This is a genomic window from Streptomyces tauricus, from assembly GCF_014650955.1.
Taxonomy (GTDB): Bacteria; Actinomycetota; Actinomycetes; order Streptomycetales; family Streptomycetaceae; genus Streptomyces; species Streptomyces tauricus.
The window spans coordinates 251,854-271,323 of record NZ_BMVY01000001.1 but is presented as its reverse complement, the minus strand read 5'-3'; the positions used below and the strand labels follow the sequence as shown (position 1 = coordinate 271,323).

15 protein-coding genes are annotated in these 19,470 nt (G+C 72.8%); 8 read left to right on the top strand and 7 right to left on the bottom strand.

The genetic code is table 11. The annotated features are described in order from the left end of the window. Nucleotide 1: 1 nt before the first annotated feature. Nucleotides 2–889, bottom strand: a complete 888-nt coding sequence (locus IE278_RS01045) for an SDR family NAD(P)-dependent oxidoreductase (protein WP_189767743.1) — start codon at nt 887–889, stop codon at nt 2–4. 70 nt (nt 890–959) lie between these two features. On the opposite strand from IE278_RS01045, the gene IE278_RS01040 reads away from it, so the two are divergent. Then, nucleotides 960–1,868 carry a LysR family transcriptional regulator gene (locus tag IE278_RS01040; protein ID WP_189767741.1) on the top strand — a complete coding sequence of 303 codons (909 nt, stop codon included), beginning with the start codon at nt 960–962 and terminating at the stop codon, nt 1,866–1,868. Nucleotides 1,869–2,159: 291 nt separating this feature from the next. Continuing rightward, on the top strand, nt 2,160–2,825 hold the full coding sequence (locus tag IE278_RS01035; RefSeq protein ID WP_189767739.1) for a lytic polysaccharide monooxygenase auxiliary activity family 9 protein: 666 nt from the start codon (nt 2,160–2,162) through the stop codon (nt 2,823–2,825). A gap of 63 nt (nt 2,826–2,888) precedes the next feature. Here IE278_RS01035 and IE278_RS01030 read toward each other — a convergent pair whose 3' ends face one another. Continuing rightward, entirely contained in the window at nt 2,889–3,974 is a 1,086-nt protein-coding gene (locus IE278_RS01030) for a sensor histidine kinase (RefSeq protein ID WP_189768984.1), read from the bottom strand. Nucleotides 3,975–4,087: 113 nt separating this feature from the next. Then, on the bottom strand, nt 4,088–4,753 hold the full coding sequence (locus IE278_RS01025; protein ID WP_189767737.1) for a response regulator: 666 nt from the start codon (nt 4,751–4,753) through the stop codon (nt 4,088–4,090). Nucleotides 4,754–4,928: 175 nt separating this feature from the next. Here IE278_RS01025 and IE278_RS01020 point away from each other — a divergent pair, with 175 nt between their 5' ends. Next, nucleotides 4,929–6,173, top strand: coding sequence for a DUF418 domain-containing protein (locus IE278_RS01020; protein ID WP_189767734.1), 1,245 nt, complete (start codon nt 4,929–4,931; stop codon nt 6,171–6,173). Between the two features lie 166 nt (nt 6,174–6,339). Next, on the top strand, nt 6,340–8,373 hold the full coding sequence (locus IE278_RS01015) for a hypothetical protein (RefSeq protein ID WP_189767732.1): 2,034 nt from the start codon (nt 6,340–6,342) through the stop codon (nt 8,371–8,373). Between the two features lie 110 nt (nt 8,374–8,483). On the opposite strand, the gene IE278_RS01010 is transcribed toward IE278_RS01015, so the two are convergent. Beyond that, complete coding sequence (locus IE278_RS01010) at nt 8,484–8,963, bottom strand: MarR family winged helix-turn-helix transcriptional regulator (protein WP_189767730.1); 480 nt, start codon at nt 8,961–8,963, stop codon at nt 8,484–8,486. A gap of 120 nt (nt 8,964–9,083) precedes the next feature. Between IE278_RS01010 and IE278_RS01005 the strand changes: the two genes are divergently transcribed. After that, on the top strand, nt 9,084–11,159 hold the full coding sequence (locus IE278_RS01005; protein ID WP_189767728.1) for an MMPL family transporter: 2,076 nt from the start codon (nt 9,084–9,086) through the stop codon (nt 11,157–11,159). Between the two features lie 218 nt (nt 11,160–11,377). After that, nucleotides 11,378–12,805: a rifampin monooxygenase gene (rox, locus tag IE278_RS01000; protein WP_189767726.1), complete on the top strand. Its 1,428-nt coding sequence runs from the start codon at nt 11,378–11,380 to the stop codon at nt 12,803–12,805. Here the strand turns inward: rox and IE278_RS00995 are convergent. Both IE278_RS00995 and IE278_RS00990 read right to left on the bottom strand, forming a co-directional pair. Further along, nucleotides 12,769–13,614 carry a response regulator gene (locus tag IE278_RS00995; protein ID WP_246569900.1) on the bottom strand — a complete coding sequence of 282 codons (846 nt, stop codon included), beginning with the start codon at nt 13,612–13,614 and terminating at the stop codon, nt 12,769–12,771. The two genes, rox and IE278_RS00995, sit on opposite strands and share 37 nt — an antisense overlap. Further along, nucleotides 13,611–15,002 carry a sensor histidine kinase gene (locus tag IE278_RS00990; RefSeq protein WP_246569897.1) on the bottom strand — a complete coding sequence of 464 codons (1,392 nt, stop codon included), beginning with the start codon at nt 15,000–15,002 and terminating at the stop codon, nt 13,611–13,613. The genes IE278_RS00995 and IE278_RS00990 overlap by 4 nt, the downstream gene beginning before the upstream one ends. A gap of 295 nt (nt 15,003–15,297) precedes the next feature. On the opposite strand from IE278_RS00990, the gene IE278_RS00985 reads away from it, so the two are divergent. Further along, nucleotides 15,298–16,035: an ABC transporter ATP-binding protein gene (locus tag IE278_RS00985; RefSeq protein WP_189767724.1), complete on the top strand. Its 738-nt coding sequence runs from the start codon at nt 15,298–15,300 to the stop codon at nt 16,033–16,035. Beyond that, nucleotides 16,032–18,470, top strand: a complete 2,439-nt coding sequence (locus IE278_RS00980; RefSeq protein ID WP_189767722.1) for an ABC transporter permease — start codon at nt 16,032–16,034, stop codon at nt 18,468–18,470. Before IE278_RS00985 ends, IE278_RS00980 begins: the two co-directional genes overlap by 4 nt. A 95-nt stretch (nt 18,471–18,565) precedes the next feature. On the opposite strand, the gene IE278_RS42860 is transcribed toward IE278_RS00980, so the two are convergent. Beyond that, nucleotides 18,566–19,468 carry a class I SAM-dependent methyltransferase gene (locus tag IE278_RS42860; protein WP_281403086.1) on the bottom strand — a complete coding sequence of 301 codons (903 nt, stop codon included), beginning with the start codon at nt 19,466–19,468 and terminating at the stop codon, nt 18,566–18,568. Nucleotides 19,469–19,470: the final 2 nt, after the last annotated feature.

Below are 19,470 nucleotides of genomic sequence, written 5' to 3'. Positions count from 1 at the left end.
TTCAGGGTGTGAGGATTCGGTCCTGTTCCGTCGGAGGCGTGCCGCTGTACCAGGGCAGCACCTTTCCGAACCGGACCAGCTCGCCGTAGTGGTCGGGGGCGACCCGCTCGGCGAGGACCAGGTCGAGCACCGCGCGGGCGGCGCGGGCGGGCGACTGGGCGTGGCCGTAGTCGCTGAACCAGGGGCGTGAGGTGGCGGTGTCGACCATGCCGGGGCACACGGAGGCGATCAGGGTCCCGTCGGCGAGATCGCCCTCGCGGCGTTCGGCGGCGACCGCGCGGACGGCGGCGACCTGGGCCACCTTGGACGGCACGTTCAGCCAGCGCGGCCAGCCCGCCTCCTCGGCGGTCCCGGAGTGGACGGCACCGCGCCAGGACTCGACGGCGTACTCGACCTGGTCGAGGCTCACACCGTCGAACAGGTGGTGCAGCCGCGGGTCGAGGTGTCCGAGGGTGCCCAGCGTGCTGGCGACGACGAGCAGCCGGCCGCCCGGGCGCAGGACGGGCCCGAACGCGCGCAGGATCGCGTGGGTGGCGGTGTTGGACACGTCGATGAACTCGTCGGCCCGCTCGGCCTGGGAGTCCTCGGGCAGCAGACGGGCGATGGCGTTGGAGAGGACGATGTCGACCCCGCCGTGCCGTGTGCGCAGTTCGCCGGCGAGGCGGGCGATGGCCTCGCGGTCGCAGACGTCCAGCACGCGGCCCTCCACCCGGCTGCGCGTACCGGCCGCCCGCGCCACCTCCCGGGCGGCCTCCGAGACGCGCCGGTGACTGCGCCCGGTGAGCAGAACCATGTCATCCGGGCCCATACGGGCCGCCAGCCCTTCGACGAGAGCGCGGCCGAGCCCTTGGTTGGCCCCCGTGACGAGGGCGATGCGTGAAGCGGTCATGGGGCCACGCTAGGAAGGTTCGCGGCATGCGTCCAACGAGAGTCGCGCACACCTGGTATGCGTATTCCTCATGGACTTCACGCAGGTGTCACTGACCGCGCTGCGCGTCTTCTGCGCGGTGGCGGAGCAGGGGAGCTTCACCGCGGCGGCGGTGTCGCTGGGGTACACGCAGTCGGCGGTCTCCCGGCAGATCGCCTCGATCGAACGGGTGGCGGGCGCGGAGCTGCTGGAGCGGCGGCGCGACGGGGTGCGGCTGACCGCGGCCGGCCATGTCGTCATACGGCGCGCGACGGTCGTGCTCGACGAGATCGACGCGACCGCACGCGAACTGTCCGGTCTGCCCGGGCAGGCCGGGACCGTCCGACTGGGCTGGTTCCCCAGCGCGGGAGCCGTGCTCCTGCCCGCGGCACTGGCGGAGCTGCGCCGCAGCGACCCCGGCCTGCACGTCGTCAGCAGGGAGGGCAGCACCCCGGCGCTGGTACGCGCCCTGCGGGCCGGCGGTCTCGATCTGGCCCTGTTGGCGGCGGCGCCCCCGTTCCGCCCGCCGGACGCGGAGTCGCCCCCGTTGGCGCTGGAGACCCTCACGGAACGCGCGCTGTGTCTCGCGGTACCCGCCGCCCATCCACTGGCTCGCGGCGAGCACATCGACGTGACCGCCCTGCGGGGGCAGCGCTGGATCGCCGGATCCGCCGCCGGAGGGGACCGGTTGCTGGGGGTGTGGCCCGGCCTGGACGAGCGTCCCGACATCGTCCACACGGCCCGCGACTGGCTGGCCAAACTCCAGCTCGTCGCCGCCGGCTGCGGACTGACCACGATCCCCGCCTCACTCGCCGCCGCCGCGCCGCCGGGGGTACGCGTCCTGCCCGTGCGCGGCGGGCCCCAGGAGCAGCGACGTCTGCTGCTGGCCCGGCTTCCGCAGCCGCCGACCGACCCCGTCACGCGCGTGGCAACCGCGCTCCGTACCGCGTCACGAGCGTGAATCCGGCACAGCGGCCCGGACAGCCCGGGAGGCCCGGACGGCTCGGACGACTCGGAACGCTCGAGCGGCCCGAGCGGCCCGAGCGGCCCGAGCGGCCCGAGCGTGAATCTGGCGCAATCGAGTGTTGCCATTCCGTTTCGTCGCACCCAGCCTGGGTGGCGCGGGAGCGCTCCCACGCCTCCGGCGCACCCCCACGGTTGCGGTGCGCTCCCGCAGACCCGGCCCGCAGGACCTGATCCCCCACCTCCTCAAGACACGGGAAACTCCCGGCACATCCGAAAGGGGCACGCCTTGACTTGTCATGATCGCGTCAGCTCTTCCCGGGCGACCCTCGCCCTGAGCCTGCTCACCGCCGTGCTGCTCTGCCTGATCCCCTGGAGCGCCCCGGCCCACGCCCACGGCTCGGTGGTCGACCCGGCGTCCCGCAACTACGGCTGCTGGCTCCGCTGGGGAAGCGACTTCCAGAACCCCGCCATGGCACAGGAAGACCCCATGTGCTGGCAGGCGTGGCAGGCCGACTCGAACGCCATGTGGAACTGGAACGGGCTGTACCGTAACGGCTCCGCCGGAAACTTCGAGGCAGTCGTCCCCGACGGGCAGCTGTGCAGCGGCGGCCGGACCGAGGGCGGCCGCTACAACTCCCTGGACACCGTGGGCGCCTGGAAGACGACGGACATCGGCAACAACTTCACCGTGAAGCTGCACGACCAGGCCAGCCACGGCGCCGACTACCTCCTCGTCTATGTCACACGCCAAGGGTTCGACCCCGCCACCCAGCCACTTACCTGGGACGACCTTCAACTGGTCGCCCGCACCGGCACGTACGCCCCCGGTCAGAACTACGCCGTCGACGTGAGCACCTCCGGCCGCAGTGGCCGCCATGTCGTCTACACGATCTGGCAGGCGTCCCACATGGACCAGACGTACTTCCTGTGCAGCGACGTGAACTTCCGCTGATCCACCGGTGGTGCCCGCCGGGCGCGGCACGTCCGGCGGGGACCGGAGGAGTGCTCACGCGCCTCACCGCGTCTGCCGCAGCGGCAGGCACAGGTGCAGTTCATAACCGCCGTCGGCGGCGGGACCGGCGATGACGGTGCCGCCCAGCAGTTCGGCCCTCTGGCGCAGACCGGCCAGGCCGTGGTGGGCGCCGGGCAGCAGCAGGGCGGGCCGGGTGGGCGCGGTGTTGGTCACGGCGGCCCGTACCGTCCCCTCGGCCAGCCGTATACGGATGGCGGCCCTCGCGCCGGGGGCGTGCTTGCGGACATTGGTGAGCGCTTCCTGCACGGTGCGGTACACAGCGCGCTGGATGGTCGCGGGCAGGGCGTCCGGCAGGTCGGTGTGCAGCTCGGCCTCGATACCGCTGGTGTCGACCAGCCGCCGCAGATCGGCAAGCGACGGCTGCGGGGTCAGTTCCGTGGGGCGGCTGCCTGCGGCGCGCAGCACGCTCACCATGTGCCGCAGTTCGTCCAGGGTCTGCACGCTCAGCCGTCTGATGGTGGCCGCGGCCTCCTGCGCCATCGGCTCCTGACTGCCCACCTGCAGCGCTCCCGCGCGCACCGCGATCAGACTGACCTGGTGGGAGACCACGTCGTGCATCTCCCGGGCCAGTTGCGCGCGTTCCTTCGCCAGCACGCTCTGGGCCAGCAGTTCGCGTCCGTGCTCACGCGCCTGGGAGATCTCGGCCAGCCGCAGCGACAGTTCGCGGCGCGCCTGCACGAGTTGGCCGAGGAAGACCGGCGCCGCCGCGGTGGCCAGGCTGTAGGTGACGTTGATCAGGTCGGAGGGATCGGAGAAGTCGGCGAACGTCGGCGAGGGCCACATCCACCAGGTGATGTCGCAGGCGGCGAACAGCAGCGCGCAGACCACCAGGAGGACCCGGCTGCGGCTCAGCGAGGCGAGGGCGTACAGCGCGGCCAGGGTGGCGAACACCGCGTCGCTGACCAGGGTCGCGGGCAGGGCGCACAGGAAGGCCGCCAGCGGAAGGTGGCGGCGCAGGGACAGGGCCGCGGCGGCCAGCAGCGCGGCGGCCCTGCGCTGCGGTTCGTCGTCCTCGATGTGCACCCAGATGTCCAGCAGGGCGATGCCGATGAGCAGGGCGTCCATCATCGGGGGCGGAACGCGCCGGGCCGCGGCCCACCGCCGCGGGCGCGCGGCGCGCTTCAGCCGGCCTCCCGGGTGCGTGGCGGAGCGCGTCCGGCCTCCCTCGTGCGCGGGCTGCTTCATCCCTCCTCCTGGGCGCCCGGCGGTTTGAGCAGACCCGCGCGTTCGGCCAGCAGGGCGGCCTGGACCCGGCTGCCCACCCGCAGTTTGGCCAGCAGCGCACTCACGTGGTCCTTGACCGTGCCGATGCTCAGGTGCAGTTGGGCGGCGATGGCGGCGTTGGGCAGACCTTCCGCGATGAGGATCAGGACGGCCTTCTCACGGCCGGTCAGCTGGGTGACGCGGCGCAGGGCGGCCTGCTGGGGGCCGTTGGCGAGATAGCCGTTCACGACGGTGCGGGTGATGGACGAGGACAGCACGACCCCGCCCTGTGCCAGCGTGCGTACCAGCACGGGCAGTTGGACGGGGTCGGTGTCCTTGAGCAGGAACCCGGACGCTCCCGAGCGCAGGGCGGCGGCCACGTACTCGTCCATGTCGAACGTCGTGAGCATCGCCACCACCGGCGCAGCCGGCAGCAGCCGCAGCTGGGCCAGCACACTCAGCCCGTCCACGTCCGGCATCCGGATGTCCAGCAGCACCACGTCCGGCGTCAACCGCCGGGCCGCCGCGACCGCCTGGCCGCCGACGACCGCGCCGACCACCTCGATGTCGTCGGCCGCGGAAAGGATGTGCTCGAAGCCCGTGCGGATCAACGCTTCGTCGTCGACCACCAGTACGCGAATCACGTGCGCCCCTATCGACGTGGACCGCTTGAGGTTTCGTACCACGCGGGAGAGTGCCCAGGGGTTCCTTCGGTGACGTTTCCCGCTGGGCGACGGTGGGCTTCCAGCCGACCGGCTGGATGATGTCCGCCACTTGCCGGATGGGCCCGGGCCGGTGCGCCACGTCAGCCTGAAACCCATGACACACGACGCGCCTTCAGCCTCCGCACCGGCCCTTCCCTCGCCGGTCCCGCGGCCGAGCCGGCCGGCCGGCGGCCCCCTCCCGCCCTCAGCCGGCCGGCTCCTCGGTATCGATCTCGCGCGTGGCCTGGCGGTCTTCGGCATGTACGCCGCCCATGTGGGCCCCGAGCCGACGGTGGGCGGACCGGTGGGCCTTCTCGCCGAGCTGGCGCGCGGCCGGTCCTCCGCACTGTTCGCGCTGCTCGCCGGGTTCTCCCTCGTCCTCATCACCGGCCGCCCGCGACCGCACACCGGCCGGGCCGGACGGCAGGCGATGGGCCGGATCGTGCTGCGCGCGCTGATCCTGATCGTCGCGGGCTACGCGCTCACCGCCCTGGACACCGACGTCGACGTCATTCTCGCCTTCTACGGGCTGATCTTCCTGATCGTCCTGCCGCTGTACCGGCTGCGCGCCCGCACCCTGGCGCTGCTCGCCGCCGCGAGCGCCCTGCTCATGCCGGTGGCGCTGTATGCGATCCAGCGGGCGATTTACGGCGGGAACTGGGCCGACGCGTTCATCGCGGCGGATCCGCTGGCGCGGGCCAGCGGTACCGACGGACTGCTCGAACTGCTCTTCACCGGTGAGTACCCGGCGCTCACCTGGACGCCGTTCATGATCGCCGGGATGGCGGTCGCCCGCCTCGATCTCACCCAGGCCCGCACTCGTGCCCGGCTGGCCCTGACCGGCGGCGGCCTGGCCGTGCTCGGCTACGGCGGCTCCTGGCTGGCCCTGCACCTCGTCCCGGGCGCCCTCACCACGATCGCCGCGGCCACGGACGGCGGCGCGGCGGCATCGGCCTGGTGGTCGGACGGCGTCGGCTACCTCAGCGACGACACCCCGGCCGCGTGGCTGCTGGTGGGCGCGCCCCACAGCCAGACCACGTTCTCCGTCCTCGGCAACACGGGAGTCGCCCTGCTCGTGGTGGCCGGCTGCGTCACCGCCGCCGCCCGGCTGCCGCGGCTGACCCGGCTGCTCCGACCGGTCGCCGCCGTCGGCATGATCGCGCTGACCGCCTACGTCGCGCACATCCTCGCCATCCACGTCGTCGGCATGGAGGAGGAACCCGGTCCGGCCCTGGTCGCTCTGCTCGCCTTCGTCGGCGCGGCCATGCTGCTGGCGACCGTCTGGACACGCTATTTCCGCCGCGGTCCGCTGGAGTACCTGCTGTATCGCGCCACCCGCATCACGCGTCACATCAGGTAACACCCCTGACGGCCCGCCGGGTTCGGCCGGGCCGGGGACGTGACCGGGGTGCGGCGAGGCGCGGCGAGGTGCGGGCGAGGTGTGGTGACCAAGGTGACGGCATCGAAGATCACTCGTTTGACCGTACTGACAGGTCTTCCTCGTCCCCCGAAAGAGCGAAGCGATCATGTTTGTGCGCCGGCAGTCACCCTCGGACGGCGACCCGCGTGTGCTCGATGTGCGGCGCGCGGAAGCCGCACTCATGGAGCACTACGCGCGGTTGGTCCGGCTGGTCTACGTCACCCTCCCCCGCTCCCCGGGCCGCCACCGGCGGGTCCTCGCCGCCCACGGTCTCGTACAGCGGGCGCTGCCCCGTCGCGGACCCGCCCTGCCGGGCCGGCGCCGCGCGGACGACTCCCGGGACGCGGCCCCGGACGCGTACGGGGCCTTGCGGACATCCGTACTGCGGGCGGCCATGGCCCAGGACGCGCGGCCCGGTCCGCTCCCCCGCCCATGGGGGCGGTGGGCGGGGCGCCCCGCGCTCCCCGCGGTATGGGGGCTGCGTGTCTTCCCGCAGTCGGGGGGCGCCGAGGAACTGCTCCTGGACCGCGCCCTCGCGCAGGCCGACTGGCCGGTGCGGGCGGCCGTCGCGCTGCTCGTCCTGGAGAAGCTGTCCGCCGACGAGGCGGCTGCCGTCCTGGGGGAGACCGGCGTGACCGAGCCCGGAGAAGCCCTCCTGGCCGGCCGGCGGCTGATCGACGAGAGCGGCCCCCGCACCTCGGACACCACAAGCGGCACGGGTGCGGCGGTCGCGTCCGCCGGATCCGGGCCCACGTCGGTGGCCGACAGCTCCGGCACACCCGTATCCGCCCTGCTCGCACCGGAGTTCGACCCCTGCCTGCTGCACGCGCGGCCGACCGATCTGCTCCGCCGCAGACACCGGGTGCGCACGGCCGTGACCGTCGTCCTGCTGGCCGCGTGCGTCGGAGCCACCTCCCTCTCCCTCGCGGGCGACAGCGGTGTCCCCGTCGAGAGCGGACGTGCGGGGACCTCGTCGAAGGCGACGGACGCCGCACTGCTGCGCCATACGCCCGCCGGTGTCTGGGCGGACACCGCGCGGGTCGACTTCACGGCCTGGCCCGCCCGCGGTGCGCGGACCGGGGACCGGGCACTGCTGGAACGTGCCCTGCGGGCCTGGTCGGACCCGTCCTGGCGGGGACGGCGGTCGCAGGAGGCGGGAGCGGCGTCCACCGGTAGCGGCAGGGCGCCGCGTCTGCTGTTCGCCGACGACGTCGACGGGCGCGCGGTCGTCGTCCTGCACGACGACCTGACCACCGTGCGCTACAGCGAACCGCTGCGGGGCGACGGCGCACCCGAGCTGGTGTCCGCCCTCACCGACGGCGCCGACGTGACGACCGCCGCCGCGGTGGTAGTCTCCCGCACCCCCGAGTCCGTACGGATGCTGCTTGCGCCGTGGATCGCCGAGGCGGGCACCCGCGATCTGCTGGCACCCGACACACCGGCCCGAGAGGTGTCCCGCTCGGACAGCGGTCTCACCGAGCCCCTGCCGGTGCCGTCGGCTGACGGCGACTGCGGGGCCTGGCCCGTCGTGCAACTGCGGTCCTCCTCGCGCATCGTCGAGAAGCACGCGTTCCTGCTCACCGACCTCGGCGGCATCTCGCCCGTCCATCTGACCTACATGCCGCCGCCGGAGCCGGGGACGCGTCCCCGCCCGCCCCGGGAGGCCACCGGCCCGGACGCGCTGCGGGGCTGGGCCCGCACCGCCTGCCGGCTGGACGGAATGCGCGGCCGGGGAGTGCGCGCGGTGAACCACTGGGTCTTCGCCCAGCAGGATCTGCCCGAGCGCGCCGGACGGGCCACCTGGGTGTGCGCCCGCGCCGACACCTGGCGCGGCCCCGGGCGGGTGGAGTACCTCTTCCTCGGCCCGGACACCAAACCCGCCCGCTCCGCCGGTGTCCGCGAGAACACCGCCGAGTGCAGCCGGTTCGGCCAGCACGTGCTGGCCGACGTCGGCTGGCGGGCCCCCTCCGGATCCTCGTACCTGCTGGCCGCCGGGAGCAGGTCCGTCGGCGGCATCAAGGCGTCGGGGCCCCTGCGCGCCGAGGCCGACGGACGCTACCTCGCCGTCCGTGCCCCCCGGAACACCGACGCGGAGGTCGTCGGACAACTCCCCGAGCGCGCCGAGGTCCGGGCGCCCTGACGGGACGCCGGGGCGCCTGGTCAGCGGTCGCCGATCACGACCGCCGGTCAGCGGGCGTCGGTCAGTGGGCGCTGATCACCGGTCGCCGGTCGCCGGACAGCGTTCATCGGTCAACGCTCGTTGCTCAGTTCGGTGTTGAGGGCGTGGAGGAACTCGGCGATCGTCTCCAGCTGGTCGGGGGTGAACTTCTGGCGCGCGGCCTCTGTGCTGCGCGCCAGGGGGCTGAAGTACTCGCGGGCGAGCGCACGGGCGCCCGCGTTGTAGGTGAGGTGGACCACCCTGCGGTCGGCGCTCTCGCGCGTGCGGCTGATGTGGCCCGCGCGTTCGAGCCTGTCCAGACACGCCGTGACGGCTCCGGAGGTGAGGTCGAGGCGCTCCCGCAGGCGCGAGGGCGTCATCGGCTCACCGTCGGTCGCCGAGGCGTCCAGGATCGCGGCCAGCGCGTGGACGTCCGTGGCATGCAGTTCGTTGGCCTGGGCAAACGAGTGGGCGATCCGGTTGAACTCGCTGTTCAGCGCTCGCAGCAGGACGGCGTAGGCCTGGAGATCGCTGGCGGGGCCTTCAGGGCTGTCCGAACTGTTGGGCTGCATGGGACAAGGATAATATCTCTCAACGGTTGAGATACTTTCTCTTTGAGATACCTTGGTCGGTGACCGCTGTCCGGCCCCTGTCCGCCACGCCTGTGGGGAAAGTCCAGGTTGAGAAAGTCAATGAACCCCGTGCGTCGACCCGCCCGATGGCTGGTCCCCCTTGTCCTCGTCGTCGTCTGGCTCGGTCTCGGCGGAGCGTTCGGCTCCTACGCGGGCAAGCTCGGCGACGTGTCCACCAACGACCAGGCGGCCTTCCTGCCGCAGAACGCCGAGTCCACCAAGGTCATCGAGCAGCAGAAGGCCTTCGCCGAGCGCGAGACCCTGCCCGCCGTCCTCGTCTGGACCGCCGACGGCGGCGGTGAGGTCTCCGTGGCCCAGCAGAAGTCCGCGACCCGGGTCCTGGCCTCGCTCGCCGACGCGGAGGGTGTCGAGAGCGAGCCCTCTCCGGCCCTGCGCTCGCAGGACGGAGCGGCGCTGCAGGGCGTGGTACCGCTGCGCCCGGATCTCGGGGAGAAGCTCGGCGAGGTACTGGACGAACTGGAGAAGGCCGCCGGTGACGTCTCCGGGACCCGCGTCCAGATCGCCGGGCCCGCGGCCACCCAGGGTGATCTCGGCGAGGCCTTCGCGGGCATCGACGGGATCCTGCTGGGAGTGGCGCTGGCAGCCGTGCTGCTCATCCTGCTGCTGGTCTACCGCAGTGTCCTGCTGCCCTTCACGATCATCATCAGCGCCGTCTTCGCACTCGGCATCGCCTGTGCCATCGTCTATGTGCTGGCCGACCACGACATCGTGCGCGTGGACGGTCAGGTGCAGGGCATCCTCTCCATCCTCGTGATCGGCGCCGCCACCGACTACGCGCTCCTGCTGACGGCGCGTTTCCGCGAGGAACTCGCGCGCAGCGACGACCGGTTCCAGGCCGCGCGCAAGGCGCTGCGCGACTCCTTCGGCGCGATCACCGCCAGCGCCGCGACCGTCGCTCTGGGGCTGCTCGCCCTGCTGCTCAGCGACCTCACCAACAACCGTGCGCTGGGGCCCGTCGGGGCGATCGGCATCGTGTGCGCGGTACTGACGACCCTGACGTTCCTGCCCGCCGTGCTCGCCCTCATGGGCAAGGTGGCCTTCTGGCCCGCCAAGCCCCGTTCGGCCGACGCCGAGACGGGCGGACACGGGATCTGGCGGCGCGTCGCCCACTGGGTGGACACCCGTCCCCGCCGGCTGTGGATGGCCTCCGCCGCCCTGCTCGTCGCCGGCGCCGCGTTCTTCCCCGCGCTGCAGTCGAAGGGCGTGCCCCTGGACGAGCTGTTCGTCAACGACGCGCCGTCCGTCGCCGCGCAGGAGACCCTGGGCAGGCACTTCCCCGGCGGCTCCGGCCAGCCGGTCGTGATCATCGCCGACGCGGACCGGCGTACGGAGGTCACGCGCGCCGCGGCCTCGACGCAGGGGGTCGCCGAGGCGCAGACGGTGACCGCGTCGGGTCGGCCGGGCGGCAAGCCGCTGGTCGTCGAGGGACGGGTGCGTATCGACGCCGTCCTGGACGCGGCACCGGACAGCGACTCGGCGAAGAACACGGTGCAGAAGCTGCGCGACCGCCTGCACACCGCCGACGCCGGCGCTCTGGTGGGCGGCTACACCGCGCAGCAGTACGACACCCAGCGCACCGCGGAGGACGACCGGACCCTGATCATCCCCGTCGTCCTGGCGATCATCCTGGCGATCCTCGTCGTCCTGCTGCGCTGCCTGCTGCTGCCCGTGATCCTGGTGGCCACGGTGGCGTTGAACTACCTGGCCACGCTGGGGATCGCGGGCCTGGTCTTCCGGCACGGCTTCGGCTTCTCCGGGACGGACGCCTCGGTGCCGCTGTACGGGTTCGTGTTCCTCGTCGCGCTCGGCGTCGACTACAACATCTTCCTCATGTCACGTGTACGGGAGGAGACACTGCGACTGGGCACGCGGCAGGGCATGCTGCGCGGGCTGATCGCCACCGGCGGTGTGATCACCTCGGCGGGCGTGGTCCTGGCCGCCACCTTCGCGGCCCTGATCGTCATCCCGCTCGCGTTCCTCGCGCAGATCGCCTTCATCGTCGCCTTCGGCGTGCTGCTCGACACGATCGTGGTGCGCTCGCTGCTGGTCCCGGCCCTGGTACGGGACATCGGCCCGGCCGTCTGGTGGCCCGGCCGCCTCGCACGCCGACCGTAACGAGCGGAGGCAGCGGCCGGCGAGGGCAACGGTCAGCGAGGACAACGGCCGACGGGGGCAACGAGAAAGGCAAGGAGTCGTGTGCTCCTTGCCTTTCTCAAGCTATAGCGCACCGGGGGGCTTGCGGCAAGACCCCGGTCGTGGCGCAGAATCACCGGCCGAAGCCGGAAACCACCGGACCGGCTTCCGAGTTTCCACGCCGTTGAGTTGGGGTTCTGATGATTGACGTGATCGTTGTGGGCGCGGGACCGACCGGCCTGATGCTGGCCGGCGAGTTGCGGCTGCACGGGGTGCACGTGGTCGTGCTGGAGAAGCTGACCGAGCCGACCGCGGAGACCCGGGGCCGTGGTCTGCACACACGCAGCGTCGAGATGATGGATCAGCGCGGCCTGCTGGACCGATTCCTCGCGGTCAGTGAGAAGTTCCAGGTCGGCGGGCTCTTCGGCGGCATCATGAAACCCTGGCCCGACCGGCTGGACACGGCCCATCCGTACGGCCTGTCCACCCTGCAGCCGGTCACCGAGCGGCTCCTCGACGAACGGGCCGTCGAACTCGGCGCCGAGATCAGGCGCGGCCACGAGGTGGCCGGGCTGAGCCAGGACGAGGACGGGGTGAGCGTCGAGCTCACGGACGGTACGCGCCTTCGTTCGCGCTACCTCGTCGGGTGCGACGGCGGCCGGAGTGTGGTGCGCAAACTGATCGGCGTCGGCTTCCCCGGTGAGCCCGCCACCGTCGAGACGCTGCTGGGCGACATGGAACTGACCGCGGACACGGCGTCGGTCGAAGCCGTCGTCGCGGAGGTCCGCAAGACCCAGCTGCGGTTCGGCACCATCCCCAACGGGGACGGGACGTACCGCGTCATCGTGCCCGCCGACGGGGTCGCCGAGGACAGGGCGACCGCGCCGACCCTCGACGAGTTCAAGGAGCGGCTACGGGCCGTCGCGGGCACCGACTTCGGTGTGCACTCGCCGCGCTGGCTGTCCCGGTTCGGTGACGCCACCCGGCAGGCCGAGCGCTACCGGGTCGGACGGGTGCTGCTGGCGGGCGACGCGGCGCACATCCACCCGCCGACCGGCGGGCAGGGACTCAACCTCGGGGTGCAGGACGCCTTCAACCTCGGCTGGAAGCTGGCCGCGGCGGTCGACGGCTGGGCGCCGGAAGGGCTCCTGGACAGCTACCACGACGAACGGCACCCGGTGGGCGCCCGGGTGCTGGACAACACCCGTGCGCAGATCACGCTGCTGGGGACCGACGCGGGGGCGACCGCGCTGCGGGAGCTGTTCTCGAAGCTGATGGACTTCGAGGAGGTGAACCGGTACGTGACCGAGATGATCACCGCGGTCGGGGTCCGCTACGACTTCGGCGAGGGCCACGACCTGCTCGGCCGCCGGATGCGGGACCTCGACCTCAAGCGCGGACGCCTCTACTCGCTGATGCACGACGGGCGCGGTCTGCTGCTCGACCGGACCGGCCTGCTCTCGGTGTCGGGCTGGACGGACCGCATCGACCACGTCGTCGACGGGAGCGAGCAACTGGACGTACCCGCCGTGCTGTTGCGGCCGGACGGCCACGTGGCCTGGGCCGGCGACGATCAGCGGGACCTGCTCGCTCACCTGCCCAAGTGGTTCGGGAACGCGACCGGTTGAGCATCCGGCGGCAGGCCCCTCTCTCCTTCCCACTCTCCCTCCCTCTCCCGCTCCGGTCGCCCGGCGGCGGGAGCGGGGTCCGCGGACTCGTGTACGCCCGCGCTGACCAGCCCTGTCTCGTAGGCGACGATGACGGCCTGGACGCGGTCGCGGAGCCGGAGTTTGGCGAGGATGCGGGCGACGTGCGTCTTGACGGTCGTCTCGGCCAGATGGAGGCGGGCGGCGAGTTCGGCGTTGCTCAGTCCTTGGGCCAGCAGGCCGAGGACCTCCAGTTCGCGCGGGGTGAGCGGGGCGAGGTCGCGGTGGAGCGCGGCGGTGTCGCTGCCGCGTCGGGTGAACCTCCGCACGAGACGGCGGGTGATGGCGGGTGCCAGGAGAGCGTCGCCGGTACGGACCGTGCGGATGGCCGCGGTCAGCTGCTCGGGGGTGACGTCCTTGAGGAGGAAGCCGCTGGCCCCCGCGGACAGCGCCGCGTAGACGTACTGGTCGAGGTCGAAGGTGGTCAGGATGATGACACGCGGGGCGTCGGGGGCGTTGGGGGTGTCGGCGGCACCGGAGGCACCGGAGGCACCGGAGGCACCGGAGGCACCGGCGAGGATGCGGCGGGTGGCCTCCAGGCCGTCCATCTCGGGCATCCGGACGTCCATCAGCACCACGTCGGGGCGGGTGCGGCGAACCGCTTCGACCGCCTCGGCTCCGTTGGTCGCCTCGGCGACGACGTCGATGCCGTCGGCGCCGAGGATCAACCGGAACCCGGTACGGACCAGGGTCTGGTCGTCGGCGAGGAGCACCCGCAGCGGCTCGGTCACGGTGTCCACGGTGTCTCCAAGGGGACTGTCTCCAGGGGGATCTGGGCCACCACACGGTAGCCGCCGGTCAGGCGCCGGCCGGTTTCCAGGGTTCCGTCGTGGACGGCCAGGCGCTCGCGCAGACCGATCAGGCCCCGGCCGCTGCCGGCCGTCGCGCCCGTGCCCGGGTGCCCGCCGGTGTCGGTGACTTCCACCCGCAGCCGCCGCGGTCCGTATGCGACGGTCACGGCGGCGGTGGCACCGGACGCGTGCTTCACGGTGTTGGTCAGGGCCTCCTGTATCACGCGGTAGGCGGCGAGTTCGAGGCCGGGCGGGAGGGGGCGGGGCGAGCCCGTCACGGTCAGCTCGACGGGCAGTCCGGCGTCCCGGACCCGTCCGACCAGCTTGTCCACCTGGTCCAGGCCGGGTTGCGGGGCCAGCTCCGGCTCTATATCGGGCGGGTCCGCGCGTTCGCCCGTCCCAGTCCCCGTCCCAGGCCCCGTCCTGGTCCCCGTTCCATCCCCCGTCCCGGTCCCCTTGCCCGTCCCCTCGGCCTCCTCCTCGTCAACGCCTTCGGCGGCCATGGTGAGCAGCCCCATGACATGGCGCAGTTCGGTCATGGCGGCCCGCCCGCCCGCCTCGACGGCGAGCAGCGCCTCGCCCGCCTGCTCGGGCGAGGTCTTCATGATCTTGCGGGCGGCGCCCGCCTGGATGATCATCACGCTGACGTTGTGCGTGACGACGTCGTGGAGTTCGCGCGCGATCCTGGCCCGCTCGTGCTCGACCGCTCGGCGCAGGGCCCGGGTCTGTTCACGTTCCAGGGCGGAGAGCCTGGTGCGGCCCTCGTCGGTCCGGAGTTTCCAGGTCCGCAGGCCGACGGCGGCCACGGCCATCGGAACCAGGATCAGCAGCGCGATGTACTCGTTGGGGACGATCGGTGTCACCGAGTTCCCCGTGGTGCCGACCAGGACGACCGACACCGGCAGCGCCGCCAGGGTCGCCACCCGGTACGGGCTGTACACGGCGGCGCTGTAGACGGCGATGACGTACGCGTAGAAGGTCAGGCGGAGGACGCTCTGCGGTGTCGCCAGAGTCGCGGCGGTCACGACGCACAGCACGGCGAGCGGGTAGCGGCGGCGCAGTGCCAGGGCGCCCGAGGCGACGGCCGCGAGGGTCACCATGAAGGCCATGCCGGCGGGGCCGGACGGACGCGGTATGACGCGCTCCACGCCGGGCGCGATCTCACGGATCACGACGTTGTCGGCGTTGTCGATGCCGTAGTAGACGGTGGCGATGCCGAGGACCAGGGCCATCAGCACATCGCACTGCCAGGCGCGCCGGGTGGGTCGCAGCCGTGGACCGCTCGGCAGCCCGGCGTCGCGGACCGCCCGGCGGCCGGCCTCCCACAGGCGCGCCGGCGTCGCGCGTACGTCTCCCCACGGGCCTGCGTCGCTCAACGGGTCTGCGGCTGTCGCCGGTTCTGCGTCCCTCACCGGTTCATTGTCGCCGTCGCGCGACCTCGCGGAGTCCGTCCTGATGGTCGTTCTCGCCGCACCGGATACATCACCCGCCTACGTCGCAGGGATGACGTTCCGGGGAATCGTCCCGACGCGGTACCGCAATGGGTCCGGGCGGGCGATGTGTACGGGCCGGGCCCGCTCCTAGCGTTCAGGCAGCCGACTCCCCCGACGCAAGGAGCACTTCGTGACCATGCCGGTGATCGAACTGAGGGAGGTGAGCCGCCGGTACGACGACGGCCCGCCCGCTCTGCAGGAGGTGTCCCTGACCGTGCGGCCCGGTGAGGCCGTCGCGATCCTCGGCCCTTCCGGCAGCGGCAAGTCCACGCTGCTCAATCTCATCGCGGGCCTGGACCGGCCCGACACGGGGACCGTCACCGTGGACGGGGTGCGGGTGGACGGGCTGGGCGAAGCCGGATCGGCGCTCTACCGGCGGTCGAAGGTCGGCATGGTCTTCCAGTTCTTCAACCTGCTCGACGATCTGACCGTCACCGACAATGTCGCCCTGCCCGCCCGCCTGGCGGGGATGGCACGCGGCGAGGCGGACCGCCGGGCGGCCGAACTCCTGGAACTGCTGGGCATCGACCGGTACGCCCGCGTCCGTCCGGGGCGGCTGTCCGGCGGTGAACGGCAACGGGTCGCGGTGGCGCGGGCGTTGATGAACCGGCCCGCGCTGCTCCTGGCCGACGAGCCGACCGGGGCGCTGGACACGGCAGCCGGACGGGACGTCAGCAGGCTGCTCGGCGACCTCAACGCCGAGGGCCAGACCCTCGTCGTGGTCACCCACGACCTGGCCCTGGCCCGGTCCTGCACGACCCGCACGGTCCGGATCGCCGACGGCCGGATCACCGACGACGTCCGGTCGGAAGCCGTCGCCTCGCAGGGCGACGCCTCGCGCATCGACGCCTCTCAGGTCGTCCGATGAGCGCGCTCGGCAAAGTGGTGCGCTCGGGGGTGCGTCGCCGTCGCGTACAGACGCTGGTGGTCGGGCTCGCCACGATGATGGCGGTGACCGTCTCCGTCCTCGGCGAATCGCTGCTCGTGGTGTCCGGCGCGCCCTTCGACGACGCCTTCGCCGAGCAGCACGGCGCGCATCTGTCCCTGCAGTTCGACGCGGGCAAGGTGAGTGCCGGGCAGTTGTCGAAGTCCAAGGACGTCCAAGGAGTGAGCGGGGCGGCCGGGCCCTTCCGTACGGCGACGGTCACCCCGCGCTCGGACGGAGCCGGCCCCGGCGGCCCGTTGACCGTGGCCGGCCGGGGCGATCCGGGCCGTGACGTGGACGAGGTGGCGCTGCGCGACGGGCGGTGGCCCACGCGCTCCGGTGAGGTCGCGCTGTCCGCCGACGCCCCGCTCATCCCGGCCCTGGGCATGGAGATCACCTTCCCCGACCTGCCCGGCGATCCAGAACTGACGGTGGTCGGGGTGGCCCGCTCGGTCACCCGGACCGCCGACGCCTGGGTGGTCCCGTCCCAGATGCCGGCGCTCACGGTGCCCGGCGGCGGTGGCTACCAGATGCTCTACCGCTTCACCGAGGCGGACACCGCCGCCCGGATCACCGCGGGCGGCAGCGCCGTGACGCGCTCCCTGCCGTCCGGAGCGGTCCTCGGCAAACAGTCCTGGCTGACCGTCAAGGAGACCGCCGAGCGAGAGACCGCCGTCTACGTCCCGTTCCTCATGGCGTTCGGAGCGCTGGGCCTGGTCATGTCGGTGCTCATCGTCGGCAACATCGTCGCGTCGGCCGTCGGTACGGGAACGCGCCGCATCGGCATCCTCAAGGCCGTCGGTCTCACCCCGTCCCAGGTCGTCCGGGCGTACGTGGGCCAGGCGCTGATCCCGGCCGCGGTCGGCACGGCCCTCGGTGTCGTCGCCGGCCATCTGCTCGCCGTCCCCGTCATGGCCGAGACCGAGGAGGTCTACGGCACCTCGTCCCTGGCCGTCGCCCCCTGGGTAGACCTGACGGTGACCGGCGGGGTGCTCGGCCTGGTGGCGGTGACCGCGTGGGCGAGTGCCTGGCGGGCCGGCCGGCTGCGTACGGTCGACGCGCTCGCCGTGGGCCGGACCTCTCCGGCGGGGCGCGGACGGTGGGCGGCCCGCCTCGCCGGACGGCTGCCGTTGCCTCGGCCGGTCGCCCTGGGCCTGGCCCGGCCCTTCGCCCGGCCCGTCCGCGCGCTGGCCATGGGCACGGCGATCCTGTTCGGCACCGTGGCCGTCACGTTCACCGTGGGGATGAGCGCCTCGCTCGGCCAGGTGATGAAGGCGAAGGCCCACGATGTCGCCGATGTGGTGGTGCCCGCGCCACTGCCGGACTTCGGCCGCCCAGGCCCGCCCGGTGCCGAAGGCCCGTCCGGTGCTGTAGACGCGCCCGGTACCGGAGGCATGCCGGGCTCCCGAAGTCCTCAGGGCTCCGGCGCCGAGAAGCAGTCCGAGGCCGATCCCGCCGCGGTCGTCGAGGCCGCCGCCGGGACAGGGAAGTACTACAGCGCCGCGACGGTACGGATGGCCGTGTCCGGTCTGACCGGCGCCGTCGACGTGATCGCCTTCACCGGCGACGCCTCCTGGGGCGGCTACACGATGGTCTCGGGCCGCTGGTTCGACAGGCCCGGTGAGGCCGTGGTCCCGACCCCCTTCCTGACCGCCACCGGCGCCCGTATCGGCGACACCGTCACCCTGAACGGGAACGGGAACGGGAACGGGGCGGCCGAGCCGGTCACGGTCAGGATCGTCGGTGAGGTCCTCGACCCCCGTAACGACGGCATGCAGGTCTTCACCGACGTCTCGACTCTGGCCGGCGCACATCCCGACCTGACGGAGACGAGCCATCACGTCGCGGTCACGCCGGGTACCGATGTGACCGGCTATGTCGATGCGCTGAACAAGGACCTGGCTCCGCTGGGTGTCACCGCTCAGGCCGGCGGGCTCGGCGCCGGCGGCGACATGGTCGTCACGCTCAACGCGCTCTCCGCGATCCTCACGCTGATGCTCGTCGCCGTCGCCGCGCTCGGCGTGCTCAACGGCGTCCTGCTCGACACCCGCGAGCGCGTCCGGGAGATCGGTGTCCACAAGGCGCTCGGCATGACGCCCCGGCAGACCGTCGCGATGGTCCTCACCTCGGTCGTCGTGACCGGACTGGCCGCCGGTTCGCTGGGCGTGCCGCTCGGCGTGGCCCTGCACGGCTGGGTCCTGCCCGCGATGGGCGACAGCGTGGGGCTCCGCCTCCCCGGTTCCGTCATGGCCGTCTACCACGGGGCGGAACTGGTCCCGCTCGTCCTGGGCGGCCTGCTCATCGCCGCCCTGGGTGCGCTCCTGCCGGCCGGCTGGGCCGCCAGGACCCGTACGGCCACGGCTCTGCGCACCGAATAACGGACAGGGCAGGCAGCCGGACAGGACAGGCGCGAGGCCGTCGGGTCCGGGTGCCGACGTGCTGTCTCACAGGCGCCGGACGCGCAGTACGGCGGTCAGCATGGGGAGCGTGAACTCGCCGCGGGCGGTCTCCGGTCGGCTCGCGAGATAGCCGCGGATCCGGTCCAGCGTGGCCCGGCGCTCCGGTTCCGGCATGACCAGCATGCCGGCGCGCGTCGCGAGGGCCGCGACGAGGGAGTCGGCGGTACGGCGCTGCCCGTGCGGGAACTCGGCCCGCTCAGGCGAGCCGAAACAGGCGGCCGCGCCCGTCTCCGGAAGGTGCGCGTCGCCGTCTCGGCGCGCCAGCCAGCGGGTGTGTCCCGCGGACCGACGACCGCGCTCCCGCCGACCCGAGCGAGCCCGGAGACCCATTCGGCCCCACCGGCCCTACCGGGCCCACCAGCCCCACCAGCCCATTCGGCCCCACCAGCCCCGTCGGGCCCACGGGACCCACCGGCGCCGTTGGCTTCACCGGCCCCATCGGCCCCATCGAGCCCATCGATCCCGCCGGCCCCGCCGGGCCCGTCGACCTCGTCGTTCATGACGTTCCACAGACCGGCCAGGATGCCTCCGGGCACGAGGACCCTGGCGATCTCGGGTCCCGCCACGGCCATGTCGAACCAGTGCAGGGCGTTGCCCGCCAGCACGGCGTCGACAGACCCGTCCGGCAGCGGGATCGCCTCGGCGCTTCCCGGCAGGGCACGGACTTCCGGCAGTGAGCGGCGCAGCTCGGACAGCATCGCCGGGTCGGGCTCGACCGCGACGGTGTCCGCGCCCAGCGCGAGCAGCGTGGCGGTGAGCTTCCCGGTCCCGGCCCCGAGGTCGAGTACGCGCGGCCCGGCCGCGGGTGCGAGCGCCCAGCGCACCGCGGCCCGCGCGTAGTCCGGACGGTGCTCGGCGTACGCGACGGCCGCCGCACCGAACGAGGAGGAGTGGAGCAGCCGCTCGTCCTGGTCCATCG

Coding starts and splice junctions, on each gene's coding strand:
- IE278_RS01045 (WP_189767743.1), bottom strand. CDS start 889: ATGACCGCTTCACGCATCGCCCTCGTCACGGGGGCCAACCAAGGGCTC.
- IE278_RS01040 (WP_189767741.1), top strand. CDS start 960: ATGGACTTCACGCAGGTGTCACTGACCGCGCTGCGCGTCTTCTGCGCG.
- IE278_RS01030 (WP_189768984.1), bottom strand. CDS start 3,974: ATGATGGACGCCCTGCTCATCGGCATCGCCCTGCTGGACATCTGGGTG.
- IE278_RS01020 (WP_189767734.1), top strand. CDS start 4,929: ATGACACACGACGCGCCTTCAGCCTCCGCACCGGCCCTTCCCTCGCCG.
- IE278_RS01015 (WP_189767732.1), top strand. CDS start 6,340: ATGTTTGTGCGCCGGCAGTCACCCTCGGACGGCGACCCGCGTGTGCTC.
- IE278_RS01010 (WP_189767730.1), bottom strand. CDS start 8,963: ATGCAGCCCAACAGTTCGGACAGCCCTGAAGGCCCCGCCAGCGATCTC.
- IE278_RS01005 (WP_189767728.1), top strand. CDS start 9,084: ATGAACCCCGTGCGTCGACCCGCCCGATGGCTGGTCCCCCTTGTCCTC.
- rox (WP_189767726.1), top strand. CDS start 11,378: ATGATTGACGTGATCGTTGTGGGCGCGGGACCGACCGGCCTGATGCTG.
- IE278_RS00980 (WP_189767722.1), top strand. CDS start 16,032: ATGAGCGCGCTCGGCAAAGTGGTGCGCTCGGGGGTGCGTCGCCGTCGC.
- IE278_RS42860 (WP_281403086.1), bottom strand. CDS start 19,468: ATGGACCAGGACGAGCGGCTGCTCCACTCCTCCTCGTTCGGTGCGGCG.